Genomic DNA, 17,741 nt, shown 5'->3' with positions numbered 1-17,741 from the left:
CGGATCAGACCAGCGCTTCGGTAGGGGCGACATCCTGCGCGGAGGCCTCGCCCGCCAGCCAGTCCTTCATGTCCGTGTAGAGCTTCTGCGCATAGCGCTCGGCCCAGACCTGGTCTTCGATCTGCTCGACCTGGCATGCGCTGTGCTTGTCCTCGGGCGTGCCGGACAGCGGGTCGGTCACGTGCATCGTGAGCTGGTTGCACTTGCCGATCCACCACTGGTAGGTCATGTAGACGGCACCCTTGTTGATGCGCTCGTTGAGGTTGGCGCGGGTGATGACCTTGCCGCGGCGGGACTTCACGAACACGAGATCGTCCTGCGCGATGCCGCGGGCCTCGGCGTCTGCCGGGTTGATGTTGACGAAGCCGGGCTCATCGGCGAGAAGCGAGAGGACCTTGCAGTTACCCGTCATGGAACGGCAGCTGTAGTGGCCGACCTCGCGGACGGTGCAGAGGACCAGCGGATACTCGTCGTCAGGCAGCTCGGTGGGAACCACGAAGTCGGCGGCGATCAGGCGGGCCTTGCCGTCGGGCTTGTTGAACTTGCCGCCCTTGAACAGGGTCGGGGTGCCCGGGCACTCCAGCGTCGGGATAGGCCACTGCGCGTGCCCCACGCCTTCCATCTTCTCGTAGGTCGCACCGTAGAACGACGGGCAGTTCTCGCGGACTTCGTCCCAGATCTCCTTGGTGTTCTCGTAGTGCATCGGATAGCCCATGCGCGTGGAGAGCTCGCTGAAGATCTGCCAATCGTGCTTGCACTCGCCCTTCGGAGGAACGGCGGCCGTGAAGCGCTGGAACGTACGGTCGGAGGCGCTGAAGACGCCGTCGTGCTCGCCCCAGGAGGTGCCGGGGAAGACGACGTCGGCGTATGCCGTGGTCTGCGTCATGAAGATGTCCTGGCTGATCACGAAGTCGCAATTCTGCAGGGTTTCCTTCATGTCGGCGGAATCGGGCTCGGTCTGCAGCGGGTCTTCGCCGAAGTTGTAGAACGCGTGGATCTTGCCCTCCTTCACGCCGTGGGGCAGATCGGTCAGCTTGAAGCCGGGCTCAAGGGAGAGCTTCTCCTCGGGAACACCCCAGGACTTGGCGAACTTGGCGCGGATCGCAGGGTCGTCGACCTTCTGGTAGCCCGGATAGAGCGTGGGCCACATGCCCATGTCGCAGCTGCCCTGGACGTTGTTCTGGCCGCGGACGGGGGCGAGGCCGGCGGCATCGCGGCCGATCTGGTTGGCGATGCAGGCGACGGCGGCGATCTGATGGACGGTCTTGACGCCCTGGCGCTGCTGGGTGACGCCCATGCCCCAGCCGATGATGGAGTTCGGGGAGGTGGCGTACATGCGGACGGCCTTGCGGAAGGTCTCGGGGTCGATGCCCGTGATGTCCTGGACGGATTCCGGCGTGTACTTCTTGATGGTTTCCCACCATTCGTCGTATCCCACGGTATGGGCTTCGATGAAGTCGCGGTCTTCCAGGCCCTCGTTGATGATGACGTTCGCGAAGGCGTTCATGAAGGCCAGGTTGCAGCCGTTCTTGATCGGCATGTAGATGTCGGCGATGCGGGCGGTCTCGATGAGGCGCGGGTCGGCGACGATGATCTTGGCGCCCTTCTCCTTCGCCTTGACGATACGGCGGGCGACGATGGGATGGGAGGCGCTAGGATTGTAGCCGAACAGGAAGACGCAGTCGGCGTTTTCCATATTGGGAATCGAGACGCTCATGGCGCCGGAGCCAACGGCATCGATCAGGCCGATGACCGAGGGGCCATGGCAGGTGCGCGCGCAGTTGTCGATGTTATTGGTGCCCACGCATGCACGGGTGAACTTCTGCATCACGTAGTTGGCTTCGTTGCCCGGACCGCGTGAAGAGCCCGTCAGCATGATGGAATCGGGGCCGTACTTGGCCTTGATCTCCATAAGGTGCTTGGCGGTGAAATCGAGTGCTTCGTCCCAGCTCACGCGCTCGAGCTCGGCACCCTTGCGGCGACGGATCATCGGGTGCAGGATGCGGGGCGTCAGGATCTTGGTGTCGTTGATGAAGTCGTATCCGCTCATGCCCTTGAGGCACAGCTCGCCTTCATTGGTGACGCCGTTAAGGCCTTCGGCGCCAACGACCCGGCCGTTTTCGACCAGAAGGTTGAGCTTGCAGCCGGCTCCGCAATATGGACATACGGCCATATGCTTTTCCATGGTATTCCCCCTTTTAAACGAGCGCGTACACGGTGGAGTCCATCATGGACTCGTACGACTCTGCGGCAACGCGGCGGCGTTTGAGAGCCATATCCTTCAAATCGTCCTGATCGACGAGACGCAGGCCGTTGGTCGGGCATGCCCTCACGCACCGCGGGCCTTCGGGCTCGTCGGCGCACAGATCGCATTTGATGACCTTCGCGACCGTCTTGTCCGCGAGAACCAGATCGCCGAACATGACCGGCTCGAGACGCGAAACCACGTCGCATGCGCCATACGGGCATGCCATGACGCAGCTGCGGCAGCCGATGCAGCGTTCCATGCTCACCGCGACGCGATCGCCGTCGTAGTACAGCGCGCCCTGAGGACAGGCGTTGACGCAGGGCGCGTCCACGCAGTGATGACAGGCGATGGGTGCAGACACCCGAATGGTTTCGACCAGATTCAGTCGCGGAACAGCAGCGTCCCCCGTTACGTCGTGCTTCTCGATGCAGGCCGCCATGCAGGTCTTGCAACCGATGCATAGCCTTGGATCCGCAACAACACATTTGCTGCTCATCTTTTCCCCCAATTTAGTCTTCGTGTAGCTTTCTTCCACCTCTTGAAGGGGCGTTTCGATTGCGTTTTCTTCCTTCACCTCCTTGATTTATTCATATTTGATATGTCCCTAAAGACCTTTCATATAGTGAAAAGGACTTTTACACGAAGTGAACCATTTATGAATATCTACCCATTACGGGTTTTTGTCAAAGCGGCATTTGCAGGCATTTTTCGAGGTATATTGACAATATATTATTCTTAAGATGATATAATGTATCACGTTCGTGTATATTTCTTACAGAATGCGTTGTATTTGAAGATATGCGGTACGTATCATATTCGTGATACAATCTTGAAAAACATACCGTTTTCACCTTGTTGTTTGCATTTTTGGAAGAAATAAAGTATCGCCGTTTCGGAAAAACCGATCGAAGGAGGATGCGCATGAGTCGGGATTCGGTCGTCCACGTCAGAATCGATGCGGACCAAAAGGAAGAGGCCGAAAAAATTTTCAAGAATCTGGGCACAAGCCTGTCGGAGGCGATCCGCATTTTCATAGCCGAATCCATCAAGCAGCACGGCCTCCCCTTCCGACCGACCTATAGTGCAGGAAAGGGAGGCATGGAAGCGCAAGGCATCCTCAAGGCATACGGAAGCGACATCGATCGCGAGGCGGAACGCGAATCATGGATCAGGTCATTGGGGGCGAAACATGAAACTTTTAATCGATGAGAGCATCATCCTGCGCTACCTGCTTGCCGACAATAAGCGCGGATACCACCGCGCGTGCGAGGCCATAGCGACGGGCGAAGCGTACACATATCCCGAAATCTACGCGCGCGTGGCCATCATCCTGCGCGACGTCTACGGCGTTCCCCGTTCACAGATCGGATACGCCCTGGTCACCCTTATGAACGACATCACCCTGATCGAAGCGCCCATCGTGGAATACGCGACGCGCCTGTTCGGGTCGAGCCTGCTCGACTACGTGGACTGCCTGCTGATCGCCCGCAACGCGGTCATGAAGCAGAACGTCATGACCTACGACAAGCCCCTGCTCTCCCGGATGCTGGCGCTCTAGGAACACGGCCGAAGCTTCAGGCGTGAAGCCTTGCCGCCGGAAAGCGACCGAAAGCGGCGCTGCATCCGCGCCGGCAACGGAAACGGGTCTTGGAAACGCCCTTGAGCTCCGCGCCGAACGCCGCACGAAAAGCCAGACAAGGCGCCGTCCCTCTGCAGAAGCAGGGGCAGCGCCTTGTTCTCTCTATAAGAAGCGACCGTCCGGAAGAAGCGGGCCTACTTCTCGGGATAGAACCCGGAGACCCCCTGGTTCAGATTGATCATGATGTTCTTGGTCTGCGTGTACGCCTGGAGGATCGACTTGTGCGTCTCGCGGCCGATGCCGGATTCCTTATAGCCGCCGAACGGAGCGCCCGCCGGAATCTGGTTGTAGGTGTTCACCCACATGCGCCCGGTCTCCACGTTGCGGGCCACGCGCAGCGCACGATCGATGTTCTTGGTCCAGACGCCGCCGCCCAGTCCGTAATCCGAGTCGTTCGCCATGGCGATGACCTCTTCCTCGGTCTTGAACTTCACGACCACCGCGACCGGCCCGAAGATTTCTTCGCGGGCGCAGCGCATGCCGTTGTTCGCATCCACGATGAGCGTCGGCTTGAAGAAGGTCCCGTTCGCGCACTCCCCTTCCGTATAGGCCTCGCCGCCGCACAGGATCTGGGCGCCCTCTTCGCGGGCGATGTCGATATAGGCCTTGACCTTCTTGGCCTGAGCCGCATTGACCTGAGCGCCGAGCTGCGTCTCGGGATCGAGGGGATCGCCGATCCTCACCTTATTGAACTGCTCGACGGCCGCCTCGACGAACCGATCGTAGATGCCCTCCTGCACGAACACGCGAGAACCGGCGCAGCATACCTGGCCCTGGTTGAACAGGATGCCCAGCTGCAGGCCGTCGATCGCCTGCTGAAGGTCGCAGTCGTCGAAGAAGATGTTCGCGCTCTTGCCGCCGAGCTCGAGCGTGGCGGGAATCAGCTTCTCAGCGGCGGCCTTCGCGACGGAGAGGCCGACCTCGGTGGAGCCGGTGAAGGCGAGCTTGCGGAAACCGCGGTGATCGAGCATGTACTGTCCCGACTTCGAGCCGCGCCCGGTGATGACGTTGACGACGCCTGCGGGAAGCAGGTCGCCGATGAGTTCGATCAGCACGAGCAGCGAAAGCGGCGTGGACGACGAGGACTTGATGACGACGCAGTCGCCGGCCGCAAGCGCGGGCGCAAGCTTCCAGGCGCTCATCAGGAACGGGAAGTTCCAGGGCACGATCTGCCCGACGACGCCGATGGGCTCGCGCAGGATCAGGCTCAGGAAGCCGCCGTCGAGCACGGAGGCCGATCCTTCCTCGGAGCGGAGGACGCCCGCGAAATACCGGAAATGATCGGCGCTGAACGGGACGTCGATGGCGCTCGTCTCGCGAATGGGCTTGCCGTTGTCGAGCGTTTCGACGCGGGCAAGGAGCTCGGCGTTCTCGTCGATGACATCGGCGATCTTCAGCAGGATGTTCGCGCGCTCGATAGGCTCGACCGCTTTCCATGCGGGAAACGCGGCCCACGCCGCCTTAACCGCGGCATCGACGTCTTCCTGCGTGGCATCGGCGCACGTGGCGAGCACCTCGCCGGTCGCAGGATTCTTCGTCTGGAACGTGCCTCCGTCGGATGCGGGCACGAACGCGCCGTTGATATACAGTCCATACGATTCTTTGAGTTCCATGGTCATCGGTATTCCTTCCGTTGTTCGTAGGTGACGAATCGGAGTGTATGGATAGAATGGTGCTATCAAAAGAACCAGATATTGAAAAAGAAATGGAACCAGTTGCATGATCACCTACGACCTGTCCGCACGCGGGCGCACATCGCTCTACGCGTTCCTCTACGAACGGATCCGCGACGACATCATCGCCGGCACGCTGGCCGCAGGGGAAAAGCTCCCCTCCAAGCGTGCGCTCGCGCAGAACCTGGGCGTCGGCGTGAATACCATAGCCCTTGCATACGGCCAGCTCGTTGCCGAAGGCTTCGTTCAAGCGCAAGAGAAGCGGGGGTACTTCGTGGCGGACGTGCGCGACATCGCCCCAGTCAGCTCGCACCGGCCCGAACGGCTTCCCGTCGAAGAGGACGAACCCGGCTGCGTCATGGACTTCCGCGCCAATCGCCTGAACCTCGACAGTTTCCCCATCGATCTCTGGAATCGCTGCATGCGCAAGGCGATGCTGGACGGCGGGACGCGCCTCTATCAGACCGTTCCGTATGCGGGGCTGCCCGAGCTGCGCAATGCCATCGCCGAATACCTGCATCGGAGCCGCGGCATGCATGTGAGTCCCGCGTGCATCGTTATCGGAGCCGGAACGGAATACCTGCTCATGAGGCTCTTCGCGCTGTTCGGAGACAATGTGGGCTTCGGCATCGAAAGCACGGGATTCAAGAAGCTCATCCTCGGAGCCTCGAAATTCCACGCGCGCGCCGTCATCGTGCCCCCGAAACCTTCCGACGACCTCTTCGACATAGGCGACGACCTCGATATGGATCGTCTGCGCGGAACCGATGCGCAGCTTATGTACGTTTCGCCCGCGAATCGCTTCCCCACGGGACGCGTGATGCCCGCCTCGACGCGTTCGGACGTGCTGCGCTGGGCTTATGAGGAACCGGGCCGCTACGTCGTCGAAGACGACTACGACAGCGAGTTCCGCTATGCAGGGCGGTTGACGCTCCCGCTTTTCGCCGAGGATGGGCGCGATCGCGTCATCTACCTCAACACGTTTTCGAAGACGATGGTGCCTTCGCTGCGCATCGGCTACATGGTGCTTCCGCCCGAACTGATGGATGCCTACCGCGACCAGCAGGGATTCTATTCGTGCACGGTATCGAGCTTCGAACAGTTCGCGCTGGCGGAATTCATCGATTCGGGCGCCTTCGAGCGGCATATGAACCGCATGCGCAACTTCTACCGCAAGAAAAGGAAGGCTCTGCTGAAGGCGCTTCGGGAAAGCCCGCTCGCACGCAGGTCGACGATCGAGGAGTACGCGGCGGGAACGCACTTCCTCCTCAGAGTGCGAACCGATCTCAAGCGAACGGACATCACGCAGAAGGGAGAGCGGCTCGGATTGAGGATATCGTTCTTCACCGACTACAGCATCTGCGATATCGACATGCCGGGACAGGTCACGCTCGTCGTCAACTACGCCGCCATCGACCCGGGCAGGATCGACGACGTCGTCGATCGGCTGTGCCAGGTGTTCGAGCCATAGAAACGTGCCGGATCCGGCGTATCCCATAGGCATTTCTTCATTTGTTGTTTTAACAACGTACCTCTGAGGACCTTCGGCCCATAGTGGCCCTCGACGCACGAAAGCATCCAGCCCAACGCGGATGCAGGGAAGAAGGAAGAAAGAGGTATCTCATGAACGGCAGCGCCTATACCGGAGACATGCTGGTCGGCGAAATCATTCGCCGCGATCCCCGAAATATCGCCATCCTCGAAAGCGCCGGCATGGGCTGCGTGGGCTGCCCGGCATCGCAGAGCGAATCGCTCGATGACGCCTGCATGGTGCACGGCATGAACGCCGCCGAGGTGCTGGGCATGCTGAACGGGAGCAACGCATGAGCGCGACCTTGGGACCCATCCATTACCGCATGTACGGGAAAGCCCAGGCGGTCGACGCGCTCGCGCGGCGCATCGCCGTGTTTTCCGATGAGCAGGGCTGGACGGCTGGTGCCGAAGCACGCCTGAATGCGCGGCATCCTCGCCTTGAGGGCGACTTGACCGGCCATATCGACGTGACCGACATCCATGGCGGCCTGAACGCGCTCGTCGGCAATGCCGAGGCGGCGCTCGCCTGCGCGTGCGAACCCGTCCCCGACCATGTGGAAGAGACTTTGGAATTCGTGAAGGAGCTAGGGGCGACAAGCGGACGCAGCTCGCTCTTGCCCGACGCATCCCTGCAGGATGCGTGGACGGCCGTCGATGCGCACTGGCTGGACGGCATGCCGTGCGATCGCTTCGTCACCCTGCACGGCAGCTCGCCTGAAACCATTTCCTGGACCATCCGGTTGGAGCCCCATCCAGCCGCCTGCTACGAGCAGGTCCGTCGCGCATGGATGACCGGATTCCTGAGCGCCGCACGCATCGCGCTCGAGGCATCCGGAGATGGTTCCTACCGTATCGCCAGGGAGGCATAGGCTATGGCTGTGAATCTTGATGAATTCGAAAACCTGCCCGACACCGCCGACATGGACATCATCGACGCGATGCTGGCCGAACACGACCGCATCCTGGAAGAGGCGGACGACTTCGAGCGCATGTGCCTCGCGCTCATGACGACCGATGCGTTCGACCTTGCCTCATATCTACGCAAAGTCAGGTTCATCCGCGCATATGCGGACGCTTCGCACCATAAGAAAGAAGAGGACGTCCTGTATTCCTACATGGTGACCAACCTCGGCCGCATCGCAGAGAACCTCATCCAGCACGGCATGCTGGTCGAACACGACGCAGGACGCATGGCCACCTCGAAGATCGAGCAGGCCGCCCAGGACTACGCCGCCGACCCCACCGACGAGCATAAGCTCGAGCTTCTTTCGTGGTCGATGGAGTACGTGCATCTGATCAGGCGTCATGTTCAGAAAGAAAACGACGTGGTGTATCCGTTCGCCCGCAGGAGCCTTTCGGTCGAGGTGCTCGCCGATCTGTCTTCCCAGGCGAACGCCTACGACCCTCAGGGATAGCCGGATGCGCGCATGAGCGTGCAGCGGCTGAAGTCCACTCGGGGATGCGCTCGGGATGCGCTCGGAACGCACATGCTCCATACGTAGAAAGCAGGTCCAGAAGGCCTGCTTTCTACGTATATGCCCCGCATCCCTGAACCGACTCCCGTTTCTTGGACACGAAAATGGGAGTCGGTTCACTCAGGCGGGGCGATTGCGTTTTCCGTCCCGCGGACGCGCTATGCCATACGGCGCTTCATCTCCGTGCCGACCAAGACGGCACCCGCGCTCAAGCTCGCAAGGACCACGAGAACGTACGGCAGCGTGCCATCGCCCGTGCGCGGCAGAGCCTTCGCCGCAGGCGCATCCGACGTCTTGAATGTCGCACCAGAGCCGCCGGCAGGCGTCGATGGGGCCGAGGGTTTCTGGGGCTTCGCCTGCTCCGTCGGGTTCGTCGGACTCGTCGGCTGCTCCGGATCGGCAGGCTTGGGATACACGTTGGTGAACACCGCACCGACGGCATCGCCCTGGGCGCCCAGATCGACAACCGTGGTCGTGCCGTCGACGGTCTTCGTCATGGACCGTTTCACCTGAAGCTTGCCTTGGCCGTCGTCTGTCACTTCGTATGTCAGCGCATATGAGGATCCGTCGTAGGTGCAGGCGGCGCCACCCTTCGTTTCGGTGATCGTGTACGTATAGGTTCCCGGCAGGGTGAATTCGATATCGCCGAATTCGGAGCTGCCCGCGCCTTCGACCATAATCGTCTTCCTATCGCCATCGCTGCCCGCAGGCATGGGGAACGACGCATCGGTGCGTTTCAGCACGAACGAGAAGGTGTCGGGGCTCGAGGGCTTCGGGCCTTCTATCTTCTTCTCCACCGCAGGATCATGCGTGGTCGGCCGAGGGGCATAGGTGTTGGTGATGGTTCCTTCCACCGTGGTGCCGCTGCCCTGGATAGACGCGGAATCCGTCGTGTAATGCGCGATGTCGCCCTCGGTCAGCGTGTAGGCGACGATATTGCCCGCATTCCCCTTGTACTTGGGAAGACCCCGGTACGACACCTCATACGTGCCGTCGCCCTTGTCCTTGACCTGCGGCGCGAAGGCGCTCAGGTCGATGCCCTTGTCGGACGTAAGCGTGAGCGCAGCCGCGAAGGCATCGGGGGTCGGGCGCAGTTTGCCCGCATCGTTGCCGTCGTTCCAAACCTTGGTCAGGAGCACATCGGTTCCTGCGAAGGTCGCCGCATTGGTGGCAAGCGTCAATGTGGAGTGATTGCCTTCGATATCGTAGTCAAGGACGGTATTGAACACGTCGCGCTTGTCATTGCAGGCGGAGCCTACCGTGTCGTTCACCGCGTAGGACACGGCGACATAGCCGCCCTCGTTGGCCTCAAGGGGCCTGGTGGATTCCAGAAGCAGCATATCGGCCTCGGACGGGTCGTCGACCTCGGTGTAATCGCCGGGCTGCGGAGCGTGGTTCACGTCATACGTTTTGCCGGCGTTCAGCTTGAGATACTTCACCGCATAGTTGGACGAGGCCGAAACCGACGCAAGCTTGAGCGGCAATTCGGTCGAGCCCTCGGGCGTGAACGAATCCCCCAGGTTTGCGGCCTTGGACAGCAGCGGCACGAACAGTGATGTGGAAGAGGCCTCGACGCCGGCGTTGTTCCTCACGGCAATGCGGACCGTAGCGGTATCGCCCTTCTGAAGAACGGCGGTGGTGGCCGGCTTGTTCGCCGGGTCGTACGCGAAATCGGTCACGTCGCCGGTCTGCCCGTCCTTCACGGAGAACGTCGAGACGGCGGCGATTTCGGACGCCTGGTCGACGGTGATGCCGCGGCCTTCGGACAGAGACACCATCGTCTCGCCGGAGTTCACCTTGTCGCCGAACAGCGCCGTGTACTTATCGGTGTTCCAGTTGCTGCGATCCCACTTCTCGCTCTTGATGACCGCACCGATGTCCTTGAAGTCCTTTGTGGTGAATCCCACGAAGTCGTTGATGTGGTACACGCCCTTCGCAGCGAGCTTGTTGGTGCTGACCGTCATGCTCAGCTTCATGCTCTTGATGGAAAAATCGGGCTGGTACTGGCCGCGCGTTCCATCGCCGATGTCGATGGGGTATTTCCAGACCTTGACTTCGGTGCCGTTCTTGTCGAACGACCCTACGAATTCGGGATCGCCAAGCGTGCCTTCCGTGACGTTCAGATCGCTATAGGAAAATCCCTCGGGCATGATGACGTAGAGGACAGGCTCCTGCAGAGGATTCCAATCCCAGTTGGCATCGTTGATGACGCCTTGGATCGTGAACGAGTCGCCGCCGTTGATCTGGGTCTTGCTGATGGAGCCCTGTCCGTTGAGCACCTCGGGCGCGCTCGACTTGCCGATGATGGCTTCCCCATCTCCCGGCGCGTCTCCGGTCGTGTAGAGCTTGACCGTGGTCTTCACGTCGGCATCGGTCCCCTGCTTCCAGGATCCGTACACGCCGTTGGAGATGTAGCTCCAGCCGTAGTACTCATCGGTCACATGCTTGTTGGAGGGATTCCAGGTGTCGAGGATGTCCTGCATGGGCTTGATGCCGTCGTAGCCGCCGGGAATGGATCCCAGATCGACTTTGATGGACGTGATGGATGTATTGATATCGAGCCCCAACGCCGTATTGGTGATGAGCGCCGAAACGTCGGACTTCTTCAGAATGTTCGGATCGGCGGTGCCGGTCGTGCCGTCGGATGCGGTCCATGAGATGGCGCCATAGGCCATACCCTCTTTATAGGGGATGGTGACGCCGCGGATGATGGCCGTGTTGCCTTCGTCGATGGTCATCTCGAGGGTCTTCGGCAAGGTAGGAGACGCAAGCTCATTCTTGATGAGATAGGCGCCCAGACGCGTATTGTACGTGTCGTACTTCTTAAGCGCCCAGTTGGGCGCATAGTCGACGAGCGCATGGGTCGTGATCTTCTCGGGAACCGCGCCGTCGATGACCGTGACTTTCATGGTCGCGCTCTGCGTGCCGGACGTCCTGTCGGCATTCGGCACGTCGTTCCAGATGGTCTTCTTGAAGTTCTTCAGCGTGACGTCGAAAGACGAGCCGTTGGGACGCGTGCTATCGGAAGCGACTTTCAGATGGGGCTTGAAGGTCAGGCCGCCTGAATACGAGCCGGGCTCGTCCCACTCGATGGTGGCGACTTTGTTGTCGCCGTCTTCCACGGTGCTCACAACCGTGCCGTTCGTCTTGTAGAGGGCCGTCTCCCCGAGGCCCACGAGCTCGACGTCTTTCGGATAGATGAGCTGAACCGTGGTCTTGCTGCCGGCCTCGGTGAGAGACGCGCCGCTGCCCGAGTTGGACGCCTCGATGGCGCCGGTCGTGCCGCCCTTGGAGATGACCTCGGTCGCTTGGTCAACCCAGAAGCCGTACTTCAGCTCGTCGGCGGGATTGATCGCATAGGAATGCGCATCGACACCAGACGTTTCGTCCGTGCTCAAACTCACCTTGATGGCATCGGAAATGACCTGGGACGCATCCTGGTTTTCGTACGCATCGTCGATGCGGAAGCGGATTTCGGACTTGGTGTCCACGCGAACGAGGCCGCTCTTGGTCATGTATTTGAGATCGCCGTTCCGACTCTTTTCAGAACCTGCCTCGGGATACCCGTACGGAGAGGTTCCCGTGCCCGTCGGCGTCTTCAGGAGCTTGCTGAAGCTCGTGTTCGAAATATCGCCCTCGGTGAACGTTGCGCCGGGAAGGCCCGTGGCATAGATGCCGTCGCCCAGGCGGACGTTGAGATACGTCGGGGAGAACTGCAGGCCGGACGGAACCTTGTAGCTCACATCGAGAGCGTAGGTGACACCGGCTTTAAGCGCGGGAACTTCGCCCGCCATCAGGTCGGCGACCTGCGTATGCGATTCGGCTTCCTCTATCGTGACGGAGTCGAACGCGAGACCGGCGGTATCGTCGGCGTAAGCGACGTGCATGCCGGCGCACATGACGGCGACGAGCACGGCGGGCGCGAAAACGAGCGCCGCCATGGCTTTCTTCAATGAGCCCATATGAATTCCCCTGCTGTTTCCCTGCTGCGTTTCGCGCGGGTGCCGGACGGCAAACGCGCGAGACCGATGACACGGTTTCATGAATATGAAGCCGCGTTGTTGCAATGCCACAATATAGACGATTGGTCACGAGATGTCAGCATATTTTCATGAACTGGACGTACATGGTATAAAAATGGTGCACGAGAGGCCGTGTTGCGCAAAGGTCGTCTCTGAATTCCTCCTGAAAGAAGCCATTACGGCCGTATGCATCGAAAAAGACAGCATATCGTCCTTTCAGTCTATGCGAATTCGGTCCCTCGTCACTTGCCCCAGAATTTCTGCAGCAGCTCTTGGCGCGTGGCCACGCCCGCCTTCTTGAATATGTTGTGGGTATGCGACTTCACGGTCCCCAGCACCAAGTTCAAATCGCTCGCGATGTTCTGATTGTCCTTGCCGTCTATGATGCCCCGCAGCACATCGCGCTCTCGCGCCGTAAGGCCGTACTTTTCGCTGAACAGCGACATCGATAGGGCTACATAGCGTTCTTGATTGTCCGCCCGAGGCGTAGGAGGTTCGACATGCCGGAGCTTCAGCGCATCCGCGGCATGGCGCACCGCTATTACGCCAAGGGTTATGACCAGGAGATTCTCTGAGAAATTACGCTCCGAGATATAGAGGGGCAACATGGAATCCAGCGTCGCTTGCGAGGGATGCCATATGAGTATGACGAAGGTGTTTTCAGCAATGATGCAGCAGGTGATCATCGCGACCATGGCGATGAATCTCTTCTGGCGCAGGACGAGCGCCTTCTCCACGCTGGATTTGCGATTGGAAAGAGAAACGAAAAGGAGAAAAAGGAGACACCAGGCCAAAAACGCCTCGCGTGCGCTGTAGAACAGCCATTGCTTGATCGGACCATCTGGTAGCGCCGCCGCAATGAGGAGGTCCCCCGTCAGAAACGCCACGCCCGGCCCGATCTTGAGCGTCACGCTTTTCTCGTCGAGATATTCGCATATGGAAAGCCAGCACGACTCCAGCATGCCGGCGGCCGGAAGGGCTTTATAGTAGGGAAATTGAATGCCATAGAGCTGTTCGAGGGTAATGGGCGCCCCATGACTGAGATTCTCCATCTGGAAAATAGAGGCCAGGTCGAAAAAATACAGGAAGAAGCCGCTGGCAGCGAACATGTAGGTGCGATTTCGGGTGAGCAGGTACGCACCGAATGAAGCTGCACTGGATACGGCACAGATGAACATCACTGCCATCGTATAGGTTGAAAACGTCGCTTCCACCTATGCCTCTTTTTCGCCGAGCGGACAATTATCCCCCGAGCTATGATTCCGACCTTCGCCCAACCCCAGACTACCATCCAGAAAAGTTCAACACGGTTTAATTGGGTTTAGACGCACGATGAGCCGGCAGCGGTCAGAGCATCGTGAACTGGACGTACATGTTCTCGCTATCCATAAACCCATTCGTCTGGCAGGCAAACCTATTCCTGGCTTTCCAAACCCGAGGACCTGAAAGCATAGTGGAGTTCATCAGAGGCGCCGCATGGGCGGCTCCGCACTTGCAGATCTTCGACGAAGGAGGAAGGCATGGCTTGCAAAGACTACATCGATACGAACGATTTCACGAAAGAAGAGCTTCTTGAGATGATCGAGCTCGCACGTGCGATGAAAGCCATGATCAAGGATGGAGGCGCGTATCCGCAGCTCCTGAAGAACAAGAGTTTGGGAATGATCTTCCAGCAGGTTTCCACCCGCACCCGCATTTCCTTTGAAACGGCCATGACCGATTTGGGCGGACATGCGCAGTTCTTCGGGCCGGGAACCATCCAACTGGGCGGCCATGAAACCATTGAGGACTCCGCCCGCGTCATGGGCAGCTTGCTCGACGTCATGATGGCTCGCGTCGATCGCCATAAGGACATCGTCAATCTGGCGAAGTATAGCAGCGTCCCCGTCATCAACGGGATGTCGGAATACAACCATCCCACCCAGGAGCTCGGCGACCTGCTTACGATGATCGAAAACCTGCCCGAGGGAAAGAAGCTCGAGGATTGCAAGGTCGCGTTCGTCGGGGATGCAACCCAAGTCTGCGTTTCGCTGATGTTCATCTGCTCCATCATGGGCATGGACTTCGTCCATTTCGGACCTAAGGGCCATCAGGTATCCGACGGCGGCCTGCAAGTCGATACCGATATCGATCTGGTCGCCATTGCTCAGAAGAACTGCGAAACCTCTGGCGGCACCGTGACCGTCTCCGACGACCTCGACTCCATCAAGGGCGCCGACTTCATCTATACCGACGTATGGTACGGGCTCTACGACGATGAAGAAGGCACCAGCAGCTACATGGACATCTTCTATCCTAAGTATCAGGTCACCATGGATATGATGAACTTCGCATCCCCGACCTCCAAATTCATGCATTGCCTTCCCGCAACCCGCGGCGAAGAAGTCGTGGACGAGGTCATGGACGATCCCGAACGCAGCCTGTGCTGGATCGAGGCCGAGAATCGCAAGCATTCCATCCGCGCCATCCTCGTCTATCTAGTCAAACAGGCCGAAGCTCAGAAAAAGGCCGCGAATCCGGCCATCGCCATCGATGCCGAAGCCCGCATCAACAAGGTCCTTTCCAAGATCTAGGGCCGCGTTGCCCAACGCTTCCTCAGCACGCCGTGCCAGCCTTTCCTTTCCGTCGCCATGAAGGATGCTTCCGTGAACGAAAGAACGATTAAGCCGATCAGATTCCGTCATGGCCTGCTCGCCCTGACGTTCTTGGCTGTCGCCATGGCGTTTTGCGTGGTCGGTTTGGGAACCGAGCCGCAAATGCCCCTGGTCATCGGATGCCTCCTTGCCGGCGGACTCGCCATGTATCTCGGATTCAAGTGGGACGATGTGTTGGAGTCCATGATGAAGGGCATCATGGACTCCATGGAAGCCGTGCTCATCCTGATGTGCATCGGCATGCTCGTCGCGTCATGGATTCAGTCCGGCACCGTTCCCACGCTTATCTACTACGGCCTTGCCGTCATCAGCCCCCAGCTCTTCCTGCCCGTGGCGTTTCTTGGCACGTTGCTCGTCGGCATCGTCCTGGGTTCCTGGGGCGCCGCAGGAACCATCGGCATAGCATTCATAGGCATCGCCGCAGCATTGGATATCCCGCTGGGCATGGCAGCAGGAGCCATCATCGCGGGCGCATACGTGAGCGAAATCGCTTCCCCCCTTACGGACGGACCGGTTCTCTGCGCCGCAGTGGCGGGAGTCGGCGTCTTCGACATGTGCAAGAGGTTCCTGCCTATCGTCGTCGGCGTATGCATGCTGAGCATTGCGTTGTACTTCGGCATCGGCCATCTGGCAGATGCGACCGAAGCATCGGCGGCGGCAAGCACCGCCGGTCTGATGGGCGCGCTGTCCTCTGCCTACTCGATCGGACCTCTCACGTTGGTTCCGCTGATCGTGATGATCATATGCATCGCAGTTCAGGTGCCCGCCATCCCGGCATTTCTGCTGGGTGCCGCCCTCGGCCTGATCGAAGCGGTGTTCTTGCAGGGCGCTGACTTCGGCGTCGCGCTCGAATCCTGCAGCGCCGGCGTAACGAGCGCTACCGGCTCCGCCGTCATCGACGAACTGTTCAGCACAGGCGGCATTGCGGAGATGCTCCCGACGATCACTATCGTCATCTTGGTCATGGCATTCGTAGGTCTCATGCAGCATACAGGCCTGATGGATTCCCTCATCGAACCCATTGCATCGAAGCTGCGAGGCTATGCGTCGCTCCTCGCGGGCACGGTCGCAAGCGGCGCTCTGTTCAATATCGTCATGCCCGATCAATATCCCGCAATCGCCATGTCATGCAAGATGTACGGCAATGCGTTCGAGAAGCACGGCACGCCCGGCGAAGTATGGAGCAACATCTGCAATTCCGCGTCGGGCATCACATCGGTGCTTGTGCCTTGGAATACGTGCTCGATCTACATGGTCACCATCCTGGGCGTGCCCTGTCTGAAATACCTGCCGTTCGCATTCTTCTGCTACCTGTACCCCATCGCGGTCATCGTACTGGGAATCCTGTTCAGCAGACAGCTCGGCTGGAAATGCATGCCTCGAGAAACGGAGAGCGTGCAGCGAAGCGACGCGGTCAATGTCGCTGAAACAACGCAGGCATGACTATGGGGAACCGATGCGCAGGGATGCAATGCCTCGGATCCTTGCAATCGGTCCAAGCCGCCCCCCCCCTCACGAAAGGAGCGTTCGAAATGACCGATTCGAAAATCCTGACCAAAGTCGTGATCGCTCTCGGTGGTAACGCTTTGCAATCCAAAGGAAGCGACGGAACCGCTGAAGCCCAGCTTGAAGTCGTGAAAGATACCTGCAGGCTTCTTTCCGAACTATCTGCCGAGGGTTATGAAATGGCCATAGTGCATGGAAACGGCCCCCAGGTAGGACGCATCCTGCTTTCAAGCGAAACGGCTAAGGACGTGGTTCCGCCCATGCCTCTCGACGTATGCGGCGCCATGAGCCAAGGCTATATCGGCTATCACGTGCAGCAGTCGCTCAAGCACGAGCTTGCTAAACGGGGGCTCGACTACCCCGTGGTCACGATAGCCACGCAAACCATCGTAGATGGGGAAGACCCTTCCTTTAAAGATCCTACGAAGCCAATCGGCCCCTTCTACGACGAAAAGGAGGCTCGCAGCCTCGAAGAGGAACGCGGCTACGAAATGCGCGAGGACAAGGCGCGCGGCGGGTGGCGTCGCGTTGTGGCAAGCCCGAAGCCGCAGAAAATCGTTGAAATCGATGCCATCAGGCAGCTTTGGAATTCTTCGATCGTGATCTGCGCGGGAGGCGGCGGCATCCCCGTGATCGAACATGCCGACGGCGCGCTGGAAGGCACCGCGGCCGTCATCGACAAGGACTTCGGCGCCGAGCTCCTAGCTGAAAACGTGAACGCCGACGTGCTGCTCATCCTCACCGAAGTAGAGAAGGTCGCCCTTGATTTCGGCACGTCCGAGCAGCGCGATCTCGATTGCCTGACGTTGGCCGAGGCAGAAAGATACTGCAAGGAAGGCCAGTTCGGCAAGGGAAGCATGCAGCCCAAGGTAGAAGCGTGTATGAAATTCGTACGCGCCTATCCCGACAAACGCGCCATCATCACGAGCCTTTCGAAAGCCGAGGAGGCGCTCGCCGGAAAAACGGGAACCCTGTTCACGTACTAGATCCT

14 protein-coding genes are annotated in these 17,741 nt (G+C 59.6%); 9 read left to right on the top strand and 5 right to left on the bottom strand.

What is annotated here, in order from left to right; all coding sequences use genetic code 11:
* Nucleotides 1–4 precede the first annotated feature (4 nt).
* Entirely contained in the window at nucleotides 5–2,185 is a 2,181-nt protein-coding gene (fdhF, locus tag HMPREF1155_RS03330) for a formate dehydrogenase subunit alpha (protein ID WP_006362278.1), read from the bottom strand.
* Nucleotides 2,186–2,198: 13 nt separating this feature from the next.
* Nucleotides 2,199–2,822, bottom strand: coding sequence for a 4Fe-4S dicluster domain-containing protein (locus HMPREF1155_RS03325; RefSeq protein ID WP_009077358.1), 624 nt, complete (start codon nucleotides 2,820–2,822; stop codon nucleotides 2,199–2,201).
* A 347-nt stretch (nucleotides 2,823–3,169) separates the two neighbouring features.
* On the opposite strand from HMPREF1155_RS03325, the gene HMPREF1155_RS03320 reads away from it, so the two are divergent.
* Both HMPREF1155_RS03320 and HMPREF1155_RS03315 read left to right on the top strand, forming a co-directional pair.
* The gene (locus HMPREF1155_RS03320) at nucleotides 3,170–3,457 is read left to right on the top strand and encodes a type II toxin-antitoxin system RelB/DinJ family antitoxin (protein WP_009077170.1); all 288 of its coding nucleotides are present in this window, start codon (nucleotides 3,170–3,172) and stop codon (nucleotides 3,455–3,457) included.
* Complete coding sequence (locus HMPREF1155_RS03315) at nucleotides 3,438–3,806, top strand: nucleotide-binding protein (RefSeq protein WP_009077300.1); 369 nt, start codon at nucleotides 3,438–3,440, stop codon at nucleotides 3,804–3,806. Before HMPREF1155_RS03320 ends, HMPREF1155_RS03315 begins: the two co-directional genes overlap by 20 nt.
* 215 nt (nucleotides 3,807–4,021) lie before the next feature.
* Here HMPREF1155_RS03315 and HMPREF1155_RS03310 read toward each other — a convergent pair whose 3' ends face one another.
* Nucleotides 4,022–5,506, bottom strand: a complete 1,485-nt coding sequence (locus tag HMPREF1155_RS03310) for an aldehyde dehydrogenase family protein (RefSeq protein WP_009077430.1) — start codon at nucleotides 5,504–5,506, stop codon at nucleotides 4,022–4,024.
* A 100-nt stretch (nucleotides 5,507–5,606) separates the two neighbouring features.
* On the opposite strand from HMPREF1155_RS03310, the gene HMPREF1155_RS03305 reads away from it, so the two are divergent.
* The 4 genes from HMPREF1155_RS03305 (at nucleotide 5,607) to HMPREF1155_RS03290 (ending at nucleotide 8,508) form a co-directional block, all read left to right on the top strand.
* Nucleotides 5,607–7,031 (top strand): PLP-dependent aminotransferase family protein, encoded by a 1,425-nt coding sequence (locus HMPREF1155_RS03305; protein ID WP_009077190.1) that lies wholly within the window; start codon nucleotides 5,607–5,609, stop codon nucleotides 7,029–7,031.
* 152 nt (nucleotides 7,032–7,183) lie between these two features.
* Nucleotides 7,184–7,387: a DUF1858 domain-containing protein gene (locus tag HMPREF1155_RS03300; protein WP_039993266.1), complete on the top strand. Its 204-nt coding sequence runs from the start codon at nucleotides 7,184–7,186 to the stop codon at nucleotides 7,385–7,387.
* On the top strand, nucleotides 7,384–7,962 hold the full coding sequence (locus HMPREF1155_RS03295; protein WP_009077144.1) for a hypothetical protein: 579 nt from the start codon (nucleotides 7,384–7,386) through the stop codon (nucleotides 7,960–7,962). Before HMPREF1155_RS03300 ends, HMPREF1155_RS03295 begins: the two co-directional genes overlap by 4 nt.
* Before the next feature lie 3 nt (nucleotides 7,963–7,965).
* Nucleotides 7,966–8,508 carry a hemerythrin domain-containing protein gene (locus tag HMPREF1155_RS03290; RefSeq protein ID WP_009077267.1) on the top strand — a complete coding sequence of 181 codons (543 nt, stop codon included), beginning with the start codon at nucleotides 7,966–7,968 and terminating at the stop codon, nucleotides 8,506–8,508.
* A gap of 218 nt (nucleotides 8,509–8,726) precedes the next feature.
* On the opposite strand, the gene HMPREF1155_RS03285 is transcribed toward HMPREF1155_RS03290, so the two are convergent.
* Both HMPREF1155_RS03285 and HMPREF1155_RS03280 read right to left on the bottom strand, forming a co-directional pair.
* Nucleotides 8,727–12,530, bottom strand: a complete 3,804-nt coding sequence (locus HMPREF1155_RS03285) for a Spy0128 family protein (protein WP_009077106.1) — start codon at nucleotides 12,528–12,530, stop codon at nucleotides 8,727–8,729.
* A 302-nt stretch (nucleotides 12,531–12,832) separates the two neighbouring features.
* Entirely contained in the window at nucleotides 12,833–13,804 is a 972-nt protein-coding gene (locus HMPREF1155_RS03280; RefSeq protein WP_009077167.1) for a helix-turn-helix transcriptional regulator, read from the bottom strand.
* Between the two features lie 306 nt (nucleotides 13,805–14,110).
* On the opposite strand from HMPREF1155_RS03280, the gene ptcA reads away from it, so the two are divergent.
* From ptcA to arcC, 3 genes are all read left to right on the top strand, one after another.
* On the top strand, nucleotides 14,111–15,163 hold the full coding sequence (ptcA, locus tag HMPREF1155_RS03275; protein WP_009077426.1) for a putrescine carbamoyltransferase: 1,053 nt from the start codon (nucleotides 14,111–14,113) through the stop codon (nucleotides 15,161–15,163).
* 72 nt (nucleotides 15,164–15,235) lie between these two features.
* Nucleotides 15,236–16,687, top strand: a complete 1,452-nt coding sequence (locus HMPREF1155_RS03270) for a Na+/H+ antiporter NhaC family protein (protein WP_009077521.1) — start codon at nucleotides 15,236–15,238, stop codon at nucleotides 16,685–16,687.
* 89 nt (nucleotides 16,688–16,776) lie between these two features.
* Nucleotides 16,777–17,736, top strand: coding sequence for a carbamate kinase (arcC, locus tag HMPREF1155_RS03265; protein WP_009077096.1), 960 nt, complete (start codon nucleotides 16,777–16,779; stop codon nucleotides 17,734–17,736).
* Nucleotides 17,737–17,741 lie beyond the last annotated feature (5 nt).

Origin of the sequence: Slackia sp. CM382 (assembly GCF_000293015.1) — a bacterium.
GTDB classification, from domain to species: Bacteria; Actinomycetota; Coriobacteriia; order Coriobacteriales; family Eggerthellaceae; genus Slackia; species Slackia exigua.
This window is presented reverse-complemented; position numbering and strand designations above follow the sequence as displayed.